Source organism: Nitrosovibrio sp. Nv6, from assembly GCF_900110495.1.
In the GTDB taxonomy this organism is placed as follows: Bacteria; Pseudomonadota; Gammaproteobacteria; order Burkholderiales; family Nitrosomonadaceae; genus Nitrosospira.
This window is the reverse complement of sequence record NZ_FODX01000005.1, coordinates 25,250-40,750: the sequence shown is the minus strand read 5'-3', so window position 1 is coordinate 40,750 and position 15,501 is coordinate 25,250. Positions and strand designations below refer to the sequence as shown.

At 53.3% G+C, this 15,501-nt stretch carries 11 protein-coding genes and 4 tRNA genes; 14 read left to right on the top strand and 1 reads right to left on the bottom strand.

The window, feature by feature from the left end:
- Positions 1-116: 116 nt before the first annotated feature.
- Complete coding sequence (locus tag BMX66_RS11180) at positions 117-563, bottom strand: YbaN family protein (protein WP_090882187.1); 447 nt, start codon at positions 561-563, stop codon at positions 117-119.
- Between the two features lie 129 nt (positions 564-692).
- On the opposite strand from BMX66_RS11180, the gene BMX66_RS11175 reads away from it, so the two are divergent.
- The 14 genes from BMX66_RS11175 (at position 693) to rpoC (ending at position 15,439) form a co-directional block, all read left to right on the top strand.
- Positions 693-1,157, top strand: coding sequence for an FKBP-type peptidyl-prolyl cis-trans isomerase (locus tag BMX66_RS11175; RefSeq protein ID WP_090882425.1), 465 nt, complete (start codon positions 693-695; stop codon positions 1,155-1,157).
- 172 nt (positions 1,158-1,329) lie between these two features.
- Positions 1,330-1,414: transfer RNA gene (locus BMX66_RS11170), tRNA-Tyr, on the top strand.
- Positions 1,415-1,580: 166 nt separating this feature from the next.
- A tRNA-Gly gene (locus BMX66_RS11165) sits at positions 1,581-1,654 on the top strand.
- Between the two features lie 90 nt (positions 1,655-1,744).
- A tRNA-Thr gene (locus BMX66_RS11160) sits at positions 1,745-1,819 on the top strand.
- A gap of 43 nt (positions 1,820-1,862) precedes the next feature.
- Positions 1,863-3,053, top strand: a complete 1,191-nt coding sequence (tuf, locus tag BMX66_RS11155) for an elongation factor Tu (RefSeq protein ID WP_090882166.1) — start codon at positions 1,863-1,865, stop codon at positions 3,051-3,053.
- A 55-nt stretch (positions 3,054-3,108) separates the two neighbouring features.
- Positions 3,109-3,184, top strand: a tRNA-Trp gene (locus BMX66_RS11150).
- 163 nt (positions 3,185-3,347) lie between these two features.
- A complete protein-coding gene (gene secE / locus BMX66_RS11145; RefSeq protein WP_090882184.1) occupies positions 3,348-3,692 on the top strand; it encodes a preprotein translocase subunit SecE in 345 nt (114 codons plus the stop codon).
- Positions 3,692-4,225, top strand: coding sequence for a transcription termination/antitermination protein NusG (gene nusG / locus BMX66_RS11140; protein WP_090882183.1), 534 nt, complete (start codon positions 3,692-3,694; stop codon positions 4,223-4,225). The genes secE and nusG overlap by 1 nt, the downstream gene beginning before the upstream one ends.
- A gap of 103 nt (positions 4,226-4,328) precedes the next feature.
- On the top strand, positions 4,329-4,760 hold the full coding sequence (gene rplK / locus BMX66_RS11135; RefSeq protein WP_090882181.1) for a 50S ribosomal protein L11: 432 nt from the start codon (positions 4,329-4,331) through the stop codon (positions 4,758-4,760).
- Position 4,761: 1 nt separating this feature from the next.
- Positions 4,762-5,454 carry a 50S ribosomal protein L1 gene (rplA, locus tag BMX66_RS11130; RefSeq protein WP_090882179.1) on the top strand — a complete coding sequence of 231 codons (693 nt, stop codon included), beginning with the start codon at positions 4,762-4,764 and terminating at the stop codon, positions 5,452-5,454.
- Between the two features lie 451 nt (positions 5,455-5,905).
- The gene (gene rplJ, locus BMX66_RS11125) at positions 5,906-6,430 is read left to right on the top strand and encodes a 50S ribosomal protein L10 (RefSeq protein ID WP_090882423.1); all 525 of its coding nucleotides are present in this window, start codon (positions 5,906-5,908) and stop codon (positions 6,428-6,430) included.
- Positions 6,431-6,484: 54 nt separating this feature from the next.
- Positions 6,485-6,865, top strand: a complete 381-nt coding sequence (gene rplL / locus BMX66_RS11120) for a 50S ribosomal protein L7/L12 (protein ID WP_090882178.1) — start codon at positions 6,485-6,487, stop codon at positions 6,863-6,865.
- 172 nt (positions 6,866-7,037) lie between these two features.
- Positions 7,038-11,111, top strand: coding sequence for a DNA-directed RNA polymerase subunit beta (rpoB, locus tag BMX66_RS11115; RefSeq protein ID WP_090882176.1), 4,074 nt, complete (start codon positions 7,038-7,040; stop codon positions 11,109-11,111).
- A 98-nt stretch (positions 11,112-11,209) separates the two neighbouring features.
- Positions 11,210-15,439: a DNA-directed RNA polymerase subunit beta' gene (gene rpoC, locus BMX66_RS11110; protein ID WP_090882174.1), complete on the top strand. Its 4,230-nt coding sequence runs from the start codon at positions 11,210-11,212 to the stop codon at positions 15,437-15,439.
- The last annotated feature ends 62 nt before the right edge of the window (positions 15,440-15,501 follow it).

Genomic DNA, 15,501 nt, shown 5'->3' with positions numbered 1-15,501 from the left:
ATCAGTATCGGGTCACCGCAAGCGCATCAGGCCAGGCGGAACTCCGCCCTTCGTTCTCATGGGCAAACGATCTGCGCCAGCCGGGCATAGGTGAATATGAGTTGCGATAACTCGTGTCAGGGTCTGGTATGAGAATCTCTCACAGGTATGCGCCAGATAAACGCAACCAGGACTATACCCAGCACGGCCAGCATGGCCTGATGTGCGGCCGACGGCATCATCAGGATGGAACTGCCGAATGACAGCGCCAGCAGCAGGTATACCCAGCGCTTGACCCGGCGAGGAATGCTGCGGTGCTCGACCCATTCGCGGATAATCGGGCCGGCGATGCGGTTGGCCAGGAGCCTGTCGTGAAAATGTTTTGAGCTGCGCGCGAAGCAAGCCGCGGCAAGCAGCACAAAAGGGGTCGTAGGCAGCACCGGCAGCACTATACCTGCGACTGCCAGTATAAGGGCAGCGAATCCTGCCGCCAGGTACAGAGAGCGTGCGACGCGCGAATCATGTAGCCGCAATAAAGGACTGTGGGGCTTGCGGCGCATCTCTTCGTTCAGGTGCTCTTGCATGGGGATAGGTTTGTTCTGATTTATCCAGGGTTCTTAAATTTGATAATCCTTTTATCGCGGTGATGCAGGTGACCGGTATAATATAAACGTTTGGGTGCGGGCAAATTTTATTTAATTGTCGAGGTCATCATGTCTAAAGTAAACACACTGATCAATTTGAGCGTATTGATACTGGGCATGGTTCTATTGCCCCAAATAGCATTTTCCGAAACCAGGCAAGGAGCGTCCAGCGTGACCGAACTCATAAAGAAGGATACCAAAGTAGGAACCGGGGAAGAAGCAACCATCGGCAAGGCAGTTGAAGTGCATTATACCGGTTGGCTTTACGATGCAAGTGCTCCTGATAAAAAGGGGGCGAAATTCGACAGCTCTCGCGATCGTGGCACCCCGTTTTCATTTCTCCTCGGCGCGGGACGCGTAATTAAAGGTTGGGACCGGGGTGTTGCCGGCATGAAAGTGGGTGGGGAACGCACTTTGATTATTCCTCCGGAATTGGCCTACGGCGCACGGGGCGCGGGTAACGTAATTCCACCGAATGCGGCATTGATTTTCGATGTTGAGCTATTAGGATTGCGTCAAGGATCTACGCACTGATACGCACCGATTATCCCGGGCGAAGAGATCCCGCTGTCAATTTGAAAATCTTCAGTCATAGCTGAATGAAATCGCCATCCCGCTATGCGGGAGATTTGCGGTTGGCAAGTAAAAACCCTTAAATGGACGTTGACTTATATATCCTAACCATTCACAATTAGCAGTTTCGTTCGGAGGGGTTCCCGAGCGGTCAAAGGGATCAGACTGTAAATCTGACGGCTCTGCCTTCGAAGGTTCGAATCCTTCCCCCTCCACCAAATCAGGGTGATCATATGTGCCGGAGCTCCGGGGGGCGCGGGCGCTATAATATCCGTGACCCTGACGAGCCTGGTTTTAGGTGGCGAAGGGCGCGCAGGTTGGGTGGTGCGCGATGCCTTTTCTCTGATACGCTGATTGATTACTTCAATCAGTCGATTGTGAGATGCGGGTGTAGCTCAATGGTAGAGCAGAAGCCTTCCAAGCTTACGACGAGGGTTCGATTCCCTTCACCCGCTCCAGATTCGGGCGGAAGAAAAGTTAAAAGTATCGGCAGAGCAGAGTATTGCAGGTTTTTTGTTTCAGGGCGGGTTTCAGGCAGAAAGGTGCTTGCCCATGTAGCTCAGTGGCAGAGCACTCCCTTGGTAAGGGAGAGGTCGCCAGTTCAATCCTGGCCATGGGCTCCATAGGCGTTAATATAGAAAAAGTGCTTTAAAAAAAGGAATCATCATGGCAAAGAGCAAATTTGAGCGGACGAAGCCGCACGTGAACGTAGGGACGATAGGACATGTGGATCATGGCAAGACCACATTGACGGCGGCGATCACGATGGTGCTGGCGAAGAAGTTTGGAGGGGAGGCGAAGAGTTACGCCCAGATTGACTCTGCGCCGGAAGAGAAAGCGCGGGGCATCACCATCAACACATCGCACGTTGAATATGAGACGACGAGCCGGCACTATGCGCACGTAGACTGTCCGGGTCACGCAGACTACGTCAAGAACATGATAACCGGGGCAGCGCAGATGGACGGCGCGATACTGGTGGTTTCGTCTGCTGACGGGCCGATGCCGCAGACGCGCGAACACATACTGCTGGCACGCCAGGTAGGCGTGCCCTACATCATCGTCTACATGAACAAAGCGGACATGGTGGATGACGCCGAACTGCTGGAACTGGTGGAAATGGAAGTGCGCGAACTGCTCTCCAAATACAACTTTCCAGGGGATGACACCCCCATTGTCATCGGTTCTGCCCTTAAGGCGCTGGAAGGCGACCAGAGCGACATAGGCGAGCCCTCCATCTACAAGCTGGCGGATGCGCTGGACAGCTACATACCGGAACCGGTGCGTGCCATAGACGGCACCTTTCTGATGCCGGTGGAAGACGTCTTCTCCATATCCGGGCGCGGTACGGTCGTAACCGGCCGGGTGGAACGGGGCATTGTCAAAGTGGGCGAAGAAATCGAGATAGTAGGCTTGAAGCCTACAATCAAGACGGTCTGTACGGGTGTGGAAATGTTCAGGAAACTGCTGGATCAGGGACAGGCCGGAGACAACGTGGGCGTATTGCTGCGCGGCACCAAACGCGAAGAAGTCGAACGAGGCCAGGTTCTGTCCAAGCCGGGCAGCATCACCCCGCATACCAAGTTTGCCGCCGAGATTTACGTGCTGGGCAAAGAAGAAGGGGGACGTCATACACCCTTTTTCCAGGGCTACCGTCCCCAGTTCTACTTCCGTACCACCGACGTCACGGGCGCGATTGAACTGCCGGCGGGGACCGAGATGGTGATGCCGGGGGACAACGTCTCTGTGACGGTAAACCTCATTGCGCCGATTGCGATGGAAGAAGGTCTGCGTTTTGCCATCCGCGAGGGCGGCAGAACCGTCGGCGCAGGCGTGGTGGCAAAGATTATCGAGTAATGTCGCCGAGCATCCATTTCAAGCGTTGAAGCGTTGCATTCATACTTAGAAATACAGGCCAGTAGCTCAATTGGCAGAGCGTCGGTCTCCAAAACCGAAGGTTGGGGGTTCGATGCCCTCCTGGCCTGCCAGCCCCAGGCATGTCGTCCAGATCATGCTTTTCGAGGGGAAGCAAAGCTTCGCGTACCATCGATATATTGAGATCAAATCACGGGCCTAGGTTGCAATTTGCATAATCGTGCCTCCGCACCGCTTCATTTACTGAAAGCATTAAAGGCAGAGTGGGATAGAGTAGTGGACAAGATCAAGTTGGGATTCGCGCTTCTGCTGTTGATCGCGGGTATCGCCGGTTTCTATTACCTGAGCGATAGTGCGATGGTAATTCGCGTTCTTTCGGTACTGGGAGGTATTGTTTTGGCGTCGGTAGTGGTCTGGTTCACCACCCAAGGCAAACAATTTTATGCGTTCAGCAGAGAATCGTCTGAAGAAACCCGGAAAGTCGTATGGCCAACCCGCAAGGAGACGATGCAGACTACCGGCATTGTTTTTGCTTTCGTTGTGGTAATGGCCCTCTTTTTATGGATGGTAGACGCGGGGTTATTGCTGGCCGTGAAATATCTGATGGGACAGGAGGGGTGATGGACAAGAAATGGTATGTGGTTCATGCCTACTCCGGGTTTGAGAAGAGCGTGCAACGCGCATTGAAGGAGAGAATCAATCGCGCCGGAATGCAGGACAAGTTCGGGCAGATACTGGTTCCAGTAGAAGAAGTCGTTGAAATGAAAGGTGGTCAGAAAAATCTCAGCGAAAGGAAATTTTTTCCTGGCTATGTGCTGGTCGAGATGGAGATGACTGACGAGACATGGCATCTGGTAAAAAATACCGCCAAGGTCACGGGCTTTATTGGGGGTTCAGCCATGAAGCCGACGCCTATCAGCGAGAAGGAAGTTCAGAATATTCTCCATCAGATCCAGGAAGGGGTCGAGAAACCCAAGCCGAAGGTTCTTTTTGAAGCGGGCGAGGCAGTACGCGTCAAGGAAGGTCCATTCACGGATTTCCATGGCAACGTGGAAGATGTCAATTATGACAAAAGCAAAATCAGGGTATCGGTTTCCATTTTTGGCCGCCCCACCCCGGTGGAACTGGATTTCAGCCAGGTTGAAAAAGCTTGAGTAGTGGGTAGAGCGGGCTCCGGCAGTATTGGAAGCGCCGCGTGTTTGTTGTTAACCGGGGAGAGCGTAATCACGTTCACTAGTACCCGAGAGGAGAATTATTTTGGCAAAGAAAATAGTCGGCTACATCAAATTGCAAGTGCCGGCAGGCAAGGCCAATCCTAGCCCGCCGATAGGTCCCGCACTTGGTCAGCGGGGACTTAATATCATGGAGTTTTGCAAGGCATTCAATGCCGCGACTCAGAAAATGGAAGTTGGGCTGCCCGTGCCGGTTGTCATTACCGCCTATGCCGACAAGAGCTTCACCTTTATCATGAAAACCACGCCTGCGACCGTGCTTATAAAGAAAGCAGCGGGAGTCGGCAAGGGTAGCCCCAAGCCCCACACGGATAAAATAGGCCGATTGACCCGGAAGCAGGCGGAAGAAATTGCACAAATAAAGATGCCCGATCTGACGGCGGCAGACATGGACGCTGCGGTTCGCACGATTGCCGGCAGCGCCCATAGCATGGGTATAGAAGTGGAGGGCGTATAACGTGGCGCATGTATCCAAACGTTTCAAGGCAATTACCGGTCAGGCTGATCGAAGTAAATTCTATCCCCTGCAGGATGCGCTCAAGATCATCAAGGAAACAGCCACGGCGAAATTTGACGAGTCAATTGATGTGGCTGTCAATTTGGGTATTGACGCAAAAAAATCCGACCAGGCGGTACGCGGTTCAGTGGTGCTGCCCTCGGGTACTGGCAAAACTGTGCGTGTGGCGGTATTTGCCCAGGGTGACAAGGCTAAGGAGGCGCTCGCAGCGGGCGCCGATATCGTCGGGTTTGAAGATCTGGCCGAACAGATCAAAGGAGGCAATATCGACTTTGATGTAGCCATCGCCAGCCCCGATGCCATGCGTATCGTGGGGCAATTGGGGCAAATACTCGGCCCCCGCGGCCTGATGCCCAACCCCAAGGTGGGCACAGTGACGCCGGATGTTGCGAGTGCGGTAAAGAATGCCAAAGCAGGACAAGTGCAGTATCGTGCCGACAAGGGAGGGATCGTTCAGTGCACTATCGGACGGGCGTCCTTCACTGTAGATGCATTGATACAAAATTTGCAGGCGCTGCTGGATGCGCTCAATAAATCCAAGCCCGCCGCATCCAAAGGAGTCTATCTGAAAAAGATATCGGTCTCCAGCACCATGGGCATCGGGGTCCGGGTTGATCAGACCAGCATGCGGTAAGCATTTAACGGATTGTGCGGAATATTTGTAAAGAAAAGCATTTATAAGACTTTGGGCCATCGGAGAGACATATCCTGTCAATCCGGTGGGTTATCAAAGACCGCTGGGGTTGTTACGTAATGACAGGCCAAGGGCGATAAGCCGCAAGTCGGTTTGCTGGCTGAGTCCGAGTAAGTCACTACTGAATAACTTAATTGCAAAATTGAAATGGAAAAAGTATGAGCGACGCCTTTTATCAGCTTCGCTTTCGCTTTCCACCATCTATCTCTAGCACCCCGCGCAGATGGCGTGCCCAAGAACAGGAAAAGATTTAACTCCTGATTTAAGGTCGCCGGTTCGCGGTACTGAGTCCGGTTGCGAGTTTTTGAGCGGAGTTTTCAGTTTTATCAGCTTCCTCAATACCTACGATACCATAGCTCAGCATCGCATTTTAACTGATGGAGAACTTGCCTTGAGTCTAAATTTAGAAGAGAAAAAAGCGGTAGTCTCTGACGTCAGTGCTCAAGTGGCGAAAGCCCAGGCTATCATCATTGCCGAGTACCGTGGGCTTGGAGTCGGGCACATGACCCAGTTGCGGGCCAAAGCGCGTCAATCCGGGATATATTTCCGGGTGCTAAAAAACTCGCTTGCCCGCCGGGCTGTGACGGATACGCCATTTTCCGGTCTCTCCGAGCATATGGTGGGACCCCTGGCTTATGGCATTGGAAGTGATCCAGTCGCGGCGGCAAAAGTGCTGCATGAGTTTTCCCGAAGCAACGACAAGCTGGTAATCAAAGCTGGTGCCATGGCCAATCTGGTCATGTCAAGCAAGGACGTCGCGAACCTGGCTTCTCTTCCAAGTCGCGAAGAGCTGCTTGCAAAGTTGCTGGGTACGATGCAGGCGCCTGTCGCCAACTTTGTTCGGACACTCAACGAAGTGCCAACTCGTTTTGTCCGAGGCCTTGCCGCCATTCGCGATCAGAAAGAAACCGCTTAATCCGGTTTTCGAGTAACTTTGAAACCGTAATACATTAATTATCAGGAGAAAATCATGGCTGTAGCCAAAGCAGAAATTTTGGAATCGATTGCAAATATGACCGTGCTGGAACTTTCCCAGCTGATCAAGGAAATGGAAGAAAAATTCGGCGTTTCCGCTGCCGCCGCGGCAGTAGCGACGGCAGCGCCCGCTGCCGGTGCTGCTGCTGCTCCGGCGGAGGAGCAAACTGAATTTACCGTCATGCTCACAACCGTGGGTGAAAGCAAGGTTAATGTGATCAAGGTGGTACGTGCCGTTACCGGGCTGGGTCTGAAAGAGGCGAAAGATCTGGTGGACGGCGCACCCAAAGCGGTCAAGGAAGGAATTGCCAAAGCCGATGCTGAGGCCATTCAGAAACAACTGGCTGAAGCCGGTGCAACTGCCGAGATTAAATAAAAATAAAGCAATGAGACCAGCTGACAGCATGAAAAATGCTGTCAGTTCTGGCTTTTTTAACGTTTGGATTCCCGCATTTTTTGTGCGGCAGAACACTCAGCACGGTAGCTAAAATCAGGTACTCTGCTCCAATTTTCTATCCATCTGTCTTCTGACCTCCCGGAGAGATTCCATGAGCTATTCGTTTACCGAGAAAAAACGTATTCGTAAGAGTTTCGCAAAGCGCGCGAGCGTTTTGCCGATCCCCTTTCTTCTCGCTACTCAAATCGAATCTTACGCAGCTTTCCTGCAAGCTCAAGTCGAGCCTGATCATCGCGCCACTGAGGGATTGCAGGCGGCGTTTATGTCGATTTTCCCGATTGAGAGTCACTCCAAGAATGCCCGCCTCGACTTTGTCAATTATGTACTTGGCGCGCCCCCGTTCGATGTCAAGGAATGCCAGCAACGCGGCCTGACCTATGCTTCTCCGCTGCGCGCGAAAGTGCGGTTGACGATCATGGATAAGGAAGCTTCCAAGCCGACCGTGCGGGAGGTGAAGGAGCAGGAAGTCTACATGGGTGAGATTCCGCTCATGACCAACACAGGTTCATTCGTCATAAATGGTACCGAGCGCGTGATTGTGTCTCAATTGCACCGCTCCCCGGGTGTATTTTTCGAGCATGACCGGGGTAAAACACATTCATCCGGGAAATTGCTTTTTTCCGCGCGCATTATCCCGTACCGCGGTTCCTGGCTTGATTTCGAATTCGACCCCAAGGATTATCTTTACTTCCGCGTCGACCGGCGCCGGAAAATGCCAATTACTGTGTTGCTCAAAGCAATAGGTTATACGCCGGAGCAAATTCTGGAAGGTTTCTTTTCGTTTGATGCCTTCCACCTGTCTCAGAAAGGTATTCTGTTTGAACTGATACCGGAACGACTGCGTGGTGATACGGCGCGCTTCGATATCGTCTCCAAAAGCGGCAAGGTAATTGTCCAGAAAGACAAACGCATAACTGTAAAGCATGTCCGGGAAATGCAGCAGGCGGGTATAGATAAGCTCGCGGTTTCGGAAGATTTTCTGTTGGGGCGGGTGCTGGGCCATAATGTGGTGGATAAGGAAACAGGTGAAGTTCTGGCGCTTGCCAACGATGAGATTACAGAAGTTCTGCTCGCCAAACTGAATGAATCGAATATAGAACAGATTCACACCATTTATACAAACGATCTTGATCAGGGCGCATACATCTCGCAAACGCTGAGAATAGACGAGACTACGGACCAGATGGCTGCGCAGGTTGCCATCTACCGCATGATGCGTCCTGGTGAACCCCCTACCGAGGAGGCAGTCAAAGCATTGTTCCACGGACTATTTTATGCGCCCGAACGCTACGATCTTTCAGTAGTGGGCCGCATGAAGTTTAATCGCCGTGTGGGCAAGACCGAATTGGACGGGTCGACCACATTGTCGAATGAGGACATTATTGCTGTGATCAAGATTCTGGTCGAGCTGCGCAATGGCCGCGGCGAGATAGACGATATCGATCACCTGGGCAATCGTCGCGTCCGCTCGGTTGGTGAATTGGCGGAAAATCAGTTCCGCTCCGGCCTGGTGCGGGTTGAAAGAGCGGTGAAAGAACGTCTCAGTCAGGCTGAGTCGGATAACCTGATGCCGCATGACCTGATTAATGCAAAACCGGTATCGGCGGCGGTGCGGGAGTTTTTTGGTTCCAGTCAACTGTCCCAATTCATGGACCAGACCAATCCGCTATCGGAAATCACTCACAAACGCCGAGTGTCCGCGCTGGGACCAGGCGGGTTGACCCGCGAACGGGCTGGGTTTGAGGTGCGCGATGTGCATCCTACTCATTATGGCCGGGTATGTCCGATTGAAACACCGGAAGGCCCGAATATTGGTTTGATCAATTCGTTGGCGCTGTACGCCCGGACCAATGAATATGGCTTCATGGAAACACCCTACCGCAAGGTAAAAAACGGCAGTGTAACCGATGAAATTGACTATCTTTCCGCCATTGAGGAAGGTCAGTATGTAATTGCCCAGGCAAACGCCGAACTGGACCGAGATGCCAGATTTACCAACGACATCGTTTCCTGTCGTCATAAGAACGAATTTACCCTGGCGACGCCAGACCGGATCGAGTACATGGACGTAGCGCCTGCGCAAATTGTGTCGGTGGCCGCATCACTTATTCCGTTTCTGGAACATGATGATGCCAATCGCGCGCTGATGGGCTCTAACATGCAGCGGCAGGCGGTTCCCTGCCTGCGTGCGGAGAAGCCTCTGGTCGGTACGGGTATCGAACGGGTAGTGGCTGTAGATTCTGGAACCGCGGTAAAGGCTGTGCGGGGCGGGGTGGTCGACTATGTTGATTCCAGCCGTATCGTGGTGCGGGTGCATGACATCGAAACACGCGCCGGCGAAGTAGGCGTGGATATCTACAATCTGATCAAGTACACGCGCTCCAACCAGAACACCAATATCAATCAGCGTCCACTCGTGAAAGTGGGAGACGTCATTGCGCGTGGCGACGTGGTAGCAGATGGAGCCTCCACGGATCAGGGTGAGCTCGCGCTGGGGCAAAACATGTTAGTGGCGTTTATGCCATGGAACGGTTTCAACTTTGAGGATTCGATTCTCATCTCCGAGCGTATTGTTGCCGATGACCGTTTCACGTCCATCCATATCGAAGAGCTATCGGTAGTGAGCCGTGATACCAAGCTGGGAACGGAAGAAATTACGGGAGATATTTCGAATCTGTCGGAAGTGCAGCTCGGGCGCCTGGACGCATCCGGCATCGTTCATATTGGCGCCGAAGTGGAAGCCGGCGATGTGCTGGTAGGAAAGGTCACCCCTAAAGGGGAAACCCAGTTGACGCCTGAAGAAAAGCTGCTGCGCGCAATTTTTGGCGAGAAGGCTTCGGATGTAAAGGATACATCACTGCGTGTGCCATCCGGCATCTCGGGAACAGTAATAGACGTGCAGGTTTTTACCCGCGAGGGTATAGAGCGTGATAAACGTGCGCAGCAGATCATTGAGGATGAGCTGAAGCGATACAAGAAAGACCTGGCTGATCAGATGCGGATCGTGGAAGCTGACGCATTTGTGCGTATCGAGCGTTTGCTCAAGGGCAAGGTTGCAACTGGCGGGCCAAAGAAACTCGTCAAGGGCGCACCCATTACCAAGGAATATCTGGATAGTGTTGATCCGCACCACTGGTTTGACATCCGGCTTTCCGACGAGGAGACAAGCCGGCAGCTCGAACAGATCGAGGAAGGTCTGGCGCAGAAACGCAGGGCGTTTGACGAGGCCTTTGAAGAGAAGAAAAAGAAACTTACCCAGGGCGATGAACTGCCGCCCGGGGTGCAGAAAATGGTCAAGGTTTATGTTGCGGTAAAGCGGCGTTTGCAGCCGGGAGACAAAATGGCAGGGCGTCATGGCAATAAAGGCGTCATTTCCAAAATTGTGCCTGTGGAAGATATGCCTTACATGGCCGACGGCACGCCGGTTGACGTGGTGCTGAATCCCCTGGGCGTGCCCTCGCGCATGAATGTGGGCCAAATTCTGGAAACCCACCTTGGATGGGCGGCGAAAGGGTTGGGACGGAAGATCGGCGATATGCTGCGCGCCGGCAGTCGGACGGCCGAGATCCGGGATCTGTTTGAGAAGATCTATAACACCAGCGGCAAGCCGGAGGATATTGCATCGCTTACCGATGCGGAGATCCTGGATCTGGCGGAAAATCTCAAGGACGGCGTTCCTTTCGCGACTCCTGTGTTTGATGGAGCCACCGAGCAGGAAATCAAGGATATGCTTGAACTCGCCGGTCTCCCTCGATCCGGGCAGGTGACCCTCTATGATGGCAGAACGGGCGAGGCTTTCGACCGCTCTGTTACAGTGGGTTACATGCATGTGCTGAAACTGCATCATCTGGTGGACGACAAAATGCATGCGCGGTCAACCGGACCCTATAGCCTGGTAACTCAGCAACCGCTCGGTGGCAAGGCCCAGTTCGGTGGTCAGCGCTTCGGCGAAATGGAGGTATGGGCACTGGAAGCATATGGAGCCGCTTATACCCTGCAGGAAATGTTGACGGTCAAATCGGATGATGTGAATGGGCGTACCAAGGTGTACGAGAGCATTGTCAAGGGCGATCACAAGATTGACGCGGGTATGCCGGAATCATTCAACGTATTGGTGAAGGAAATCCGATCGCTGGCGATGGACATTGATTTGGATCGACATTAGTAAATTCATGTAAAGGTGCGAACAATTAAACATATTTTCTTCCCTGCTTTTTCACCGGATAATTTTTTGTATCGACGCCTGATCAACAGGAGTGACAAATGAAAGCACTGCTTGATTTATTCAAACAGGTTACCCAGAAAGAAGAGTTCGATTCGATCAAGATCGGTCTGGCCTCTCCCGAGAAAATACGTTCCTGGTCCTATGGTGAGGTGAAGAAGCCGGAAACCATCAACTACCGTACCTTCAAGCCGGAACGGGATGGGCTCTTCTGCGCAAAAATTTTCGGCCCCGTAAAGGATTATGAATGTCTCTGCGGAAAATATAAGCGGTTGAAACATCGCGGTGTGATCTGCGAGAAATGCGGGGTTGAAGTTACGCTGTCGAAGGTTCGGCGCGAGCGTATGGGTCATATCGAGCTGGCCTCGCCGGTGGCTCACATCTGGTTTCTGAAATCGCTGCCATCGCGCCTGGGGATGGTGCTGGATATGACCTTGCGCGATATAGAACGCGTGCTCTATTTCGAGGCTTATGTGGTAACCGATCCAGGCATGACACCTCTCCAGCGGTGCCAGCTGCTGACAGACGACGACTATCGCGCCAAGACAGAAGAATACGGGGATGATTTCCGGGCCAGCATGGGTGCGGAAGGCATACGCGATTTGCTGGGCAACCTGAACATTCGTGTTGAAATCGATAACCTCCGGCGTGAGATGGGAACGACCGGCTCCGAAACGAAGATGAAGAAGATCTCCAAGCGCTTGAAAGTGCTGGAGGCTTTCAGCAAATCCGGCATCAAGCCGGAATGGATGGTTTTGGCGGTGCTGCCTGTACTGCCGCCCGAGTTGCGTCCGCTGGTACCCCTGGATGGCGGACGCTTCGCCACGTCCGATCTTAATGATTTATATCGTCGCGTCATAAACCGCAACAACCGCCTGAAGCGTCTGCTTGAGTTGAAAGCGCCGGAAATTATCGTGCGCAACGAGAAGCGCATGCTGCAGGAAGCGGTGGACTCGTTGCTTGATAATGGCCGTCGTGGCAAAGCCATGACTGGCGCCAACAAGCGGCCGCTGAAATCACTTGCGGATATGATCAAGGGCAAGGGTGGACGGTTCCGCCAGAACCTGCTGGGCAAACGAGTGGATTATTCCGGCCGGTCAGTGATTGTGGTAGGTCCACAACTTAAACTGCACCAGTGCGGCTTGCCGAAGAAAATGGCGTTGGAATTATTCAAGCCGTTTATCTTCAACAAACTCGAAATAATGGGTATCGCCAGCACCATAAAGGCGGCCAAGCGTGAAGTGGAAAATGAGACTCCGGTGGTATGGGACATACTGGAAGATGTCATTCGCGAACACCCTGTAATGCTTAACCGGGCGCCGACATTGCACCGACTGGGCATTCAGGCGTTCGAGCCGGTGCTGATCGAAGGCAAGGCAATTCAACTGCATCCATTGGTATGCGCAGCGTTCAATGCCGACTTCGACGGTGATCAGATGGCGGTACATGTGCCACTATCGCTGGAAGCGCAAATGGAATGCCGTACGCTCATGATGTCGACCAATAATGTGTTGTCACCTGCGAATGGGGAACCCATCATCGTACCGTCGCAGGATATCGTGTTAGGGCTGTACTACACTACGCGGGAGAAGATCAATGCTCGCGGCGAGGGTATGTTTTTTGCCAACATGAGCGAGGTATCGCGAGCTTATGAGAGCCGCATCATTGAATTGAATGCCAGAATCACCGTGCGGATCAGGGAATATGAGGTGGACGCGGACGGCGAGCGCCGCGAGAAGGTCACCCGTTATGACACCACGGTGGGACGGGCGCTGCTGTCTGAAATTCTCCCCGCGGGGCTGCCTTTCCCGCTGATTAACAAAGTGCTCAAGAAAAAGGAGATCTCCAAGCTCATCAATGCCAGCTTCCGTCGCTGCGGGCTTCGCGAGACGGTAATCTTTGCCGACAAACTGATGTATGCCGGCTTCAGTTACGCGACTCGCGCCGGCATCTCGATCTGTCTGGATGATATGCTCACGCCGGCGCAGAAGGACGACATCATCAGTTCCTCCGAGAAGGAAGTGCAGGAGATTGAAGTTCAATATACTTCCGGCCTTGTGACTCAAGGCGAACGCTACAACAAGGTAGTGGATATATGGGGCCGGGCCGGCGACCAGGTTGCCAAGGCGATGATGGATCAGCTAGGCGTTGAGCCGGTTCTCGATCCGTTGACTGCAGAAGTACAGAAGGACAAGAAAGGCAAGCCGCTGACGCAGGAATCCTTCAATTCGATTTACATGATGGCAGACTCGGGTGCACGCGGTTCCGCCGCTCAAATTCGTCAGTTGGCGGGTATGCGCGGCTTGATGGCCAAACCCGACGGCTCTATCATCGAGACGCCCATCACGGCCAATTTCCGCGAGGGACTGAACGTCCTGCAGTATTTCATTTCCACGCATGGAGCGCGTAAAGGTCTGGCCGATACGGCGCTGAAGACCGCTAATTCCGGCTACCTTACTCGCCGGCTGGTTGACGTAACGCAGGATCTCGTGGTGACGCAGGACGATTGCGGGACCAGTAACGGCGCCGTAATTAAGGCGCTGGTCGAGGGCGGAGAAGTGATTGAGGCGCTGCGTGAACGCATACTTGGTCGAGTATGCGCCAACGATATCATTGATCCGGAGCATCAAGAGGTGATTTATTCGGCAGGAGCCCTACTTGACGAGAGCGCCGTGGATACCATCGAAGCGCTGGGCATTGATGAAGTTAAGGTGCGCACTCCGCTTACCTGTGAAACTCGTTATGGTCTATGTGCTCAATGTTATGGGCGTGACCTGGGACGCGGTACGCCGGTAAATGTGGGCGAAGCCGTGGGTGTGATTGCTGCTCAGTCAATAGGTGAACCTGGTACTCAGCTGACCATGCGCACGTTCCACATAGGTGGCGCCGCATCTCGAACGGCTGTAGCAAGCCAGGTCGAGAGCAAATCCAATGGTACTGTCCGCTATTCGCCTACCATGCGTTATGTCACCAACGCGCGCAATGAGCTCATAGCAATTTCCCGCAGCGGCGAAGTAGTGGTGCATGACGATAATGGCCGCGAGCGCGAACGTCACAAAGCGCCTTACGGAGCAACGCTCTTGATTCGTGACGGTGAAGTAGTGAAGGCGGGACAGGTGCTGGCCGCCTGGGATCCGCATACTCGTCCCATCATTACTGAATACGCCGGCAAAATTCGCTTTGAGAACGTGGAAGAAGGCGTAACCGTGGCCAAGCAGATAGACGAAGTTACTGGCTTGTCCACACTTGTCGTAATAGATCCGAAGCGGCGCGGTGTGGTGCAAACCAAAGGCTTGCGACCGATGGTGAAACTTCTGGATGAAGATGGCAAAGAAGTGCGTCTGGCGGGCAGTAATTTATCTGTCAGTATCACCTTTCAGATAGGGTCGGTTATTACGGTGCGGGACGGGCAGCAGGTGAGTGTAGGCGAAGTGCTGGCACGTATTCCGCAGGAGAGTTCGAAAACCCGCGACATTACCGGAGGCCTGCCTCGGGTTGCGGAATTGTTCGAAGCCCGGTCCCCGAAGGATGCCGGGGTGCTGGCGGAAGTCACCGGTATCGTATCCTTCGGCAAAGATACTAAAGGTAAACAACGATTGGTTATTACCGACCTGGACGGGGTGTCCCATGAATACCTGATTCCCAAAGACAAGCACGTGACCGCCCATGACGGCCAGGTCGTCAACAAGGGAGAGAGTATCGTCGATGGGCCCGCCGATCCGCATGATATTCTCCGTCTGTTAGGGGTGGAAGCGCTTGCACGCTACATCACTGACGAGGTGCAGGATGTATATCGGCTGCAAGGGGTCAAGATTAACGACAAGCACATTGAAGTCATCGTACGTCAGATGTTGCGTCGTGTGCAAATTGTGGACGCCGGCGATACGCGTTTCATTCCGGGTGAGCAGGTGGAACGGGCGGATATGCTGGCAGAAAATGAACAGGCGGTTATCGAGGATAAAAAACCGGCATCATACGAATACATGCTGCTGGGTATCACTAAAGCGTCGCTTTCCACGGATTCGTTCATTTCTGCCGCTTCCTTCCAGGAAACCACGCGTGTGCTGACCGAGGCCGCCATTATGGGTAAGAAGGATGACCTGCGAGGCCTGAAAGAAAACGTCATCGTCGGACGACTCATCCCCGCCGGTACCGGCCTGACGTTTCATAATACCCGCAAGAAGCAGAGGCTGTCGCCAATCACCGCGGAGAACCAGGACCTTGGCGAGGAGGATGTCGGAGAAATGAGAAATAGCGGATACACGGTCTAACGTAGCCGGACCGGAGCAGCCATTGTCATGCAGGGCAGTGGTCCTGTCATACAGGCGTCTGA

Excerpts from the sequence above, each read along its gene's own strand:
- BMX66_RS11180 (WP_090882187.1), bottom strand. The coding sequence starts at position 563 with ATGCAAGAGCACCTGAACGAAGAGATGCGCCGCAAGCCCCACAGTCCT.
- BMX66_RS11175 (WP_090882425.1), top strand. The coding sequence starts at position 693 with ATGTCTAAAGTAAACACACTGATCAATTTGAGCGTATTGATACTGGGC.
- tuf (WP_090882166.1), top strand. The coding sequence starts at position 1,863 with ATGGCAAAGAGCAAATTTGAGCGGACGAAGCCGCACGTGAACGTAGGG.
- nusG (WP_090882183.1), top strand. The coding sequence starts at position 3,692 with ATGGACAAGAAATGGTATGTGGTTCATGCCTACTCCGGGTTTGAGAAG.
- rplL (WP_090882178.1), top strand. The coding sequence starts at position 6,485 with ATGGCTGTAGCCAAAGCAGAAATTTTGGAATCGATTGCAAATATGACC.
- rpoB (WP_090882176.1), top strand. The coding sequence starts at position 7,038 with ATGAGCTATTCGTTTACCGAGAAAAAACGTATTCGTAAGAGTTTCGCA.
- rpoC (WP_090882174.1), top strand. The coding sequence starts at position 11,210 with ATGAAAGCACTGCTTGATTTATTCAAACAGGTTACCCAGAAAGAAGAG.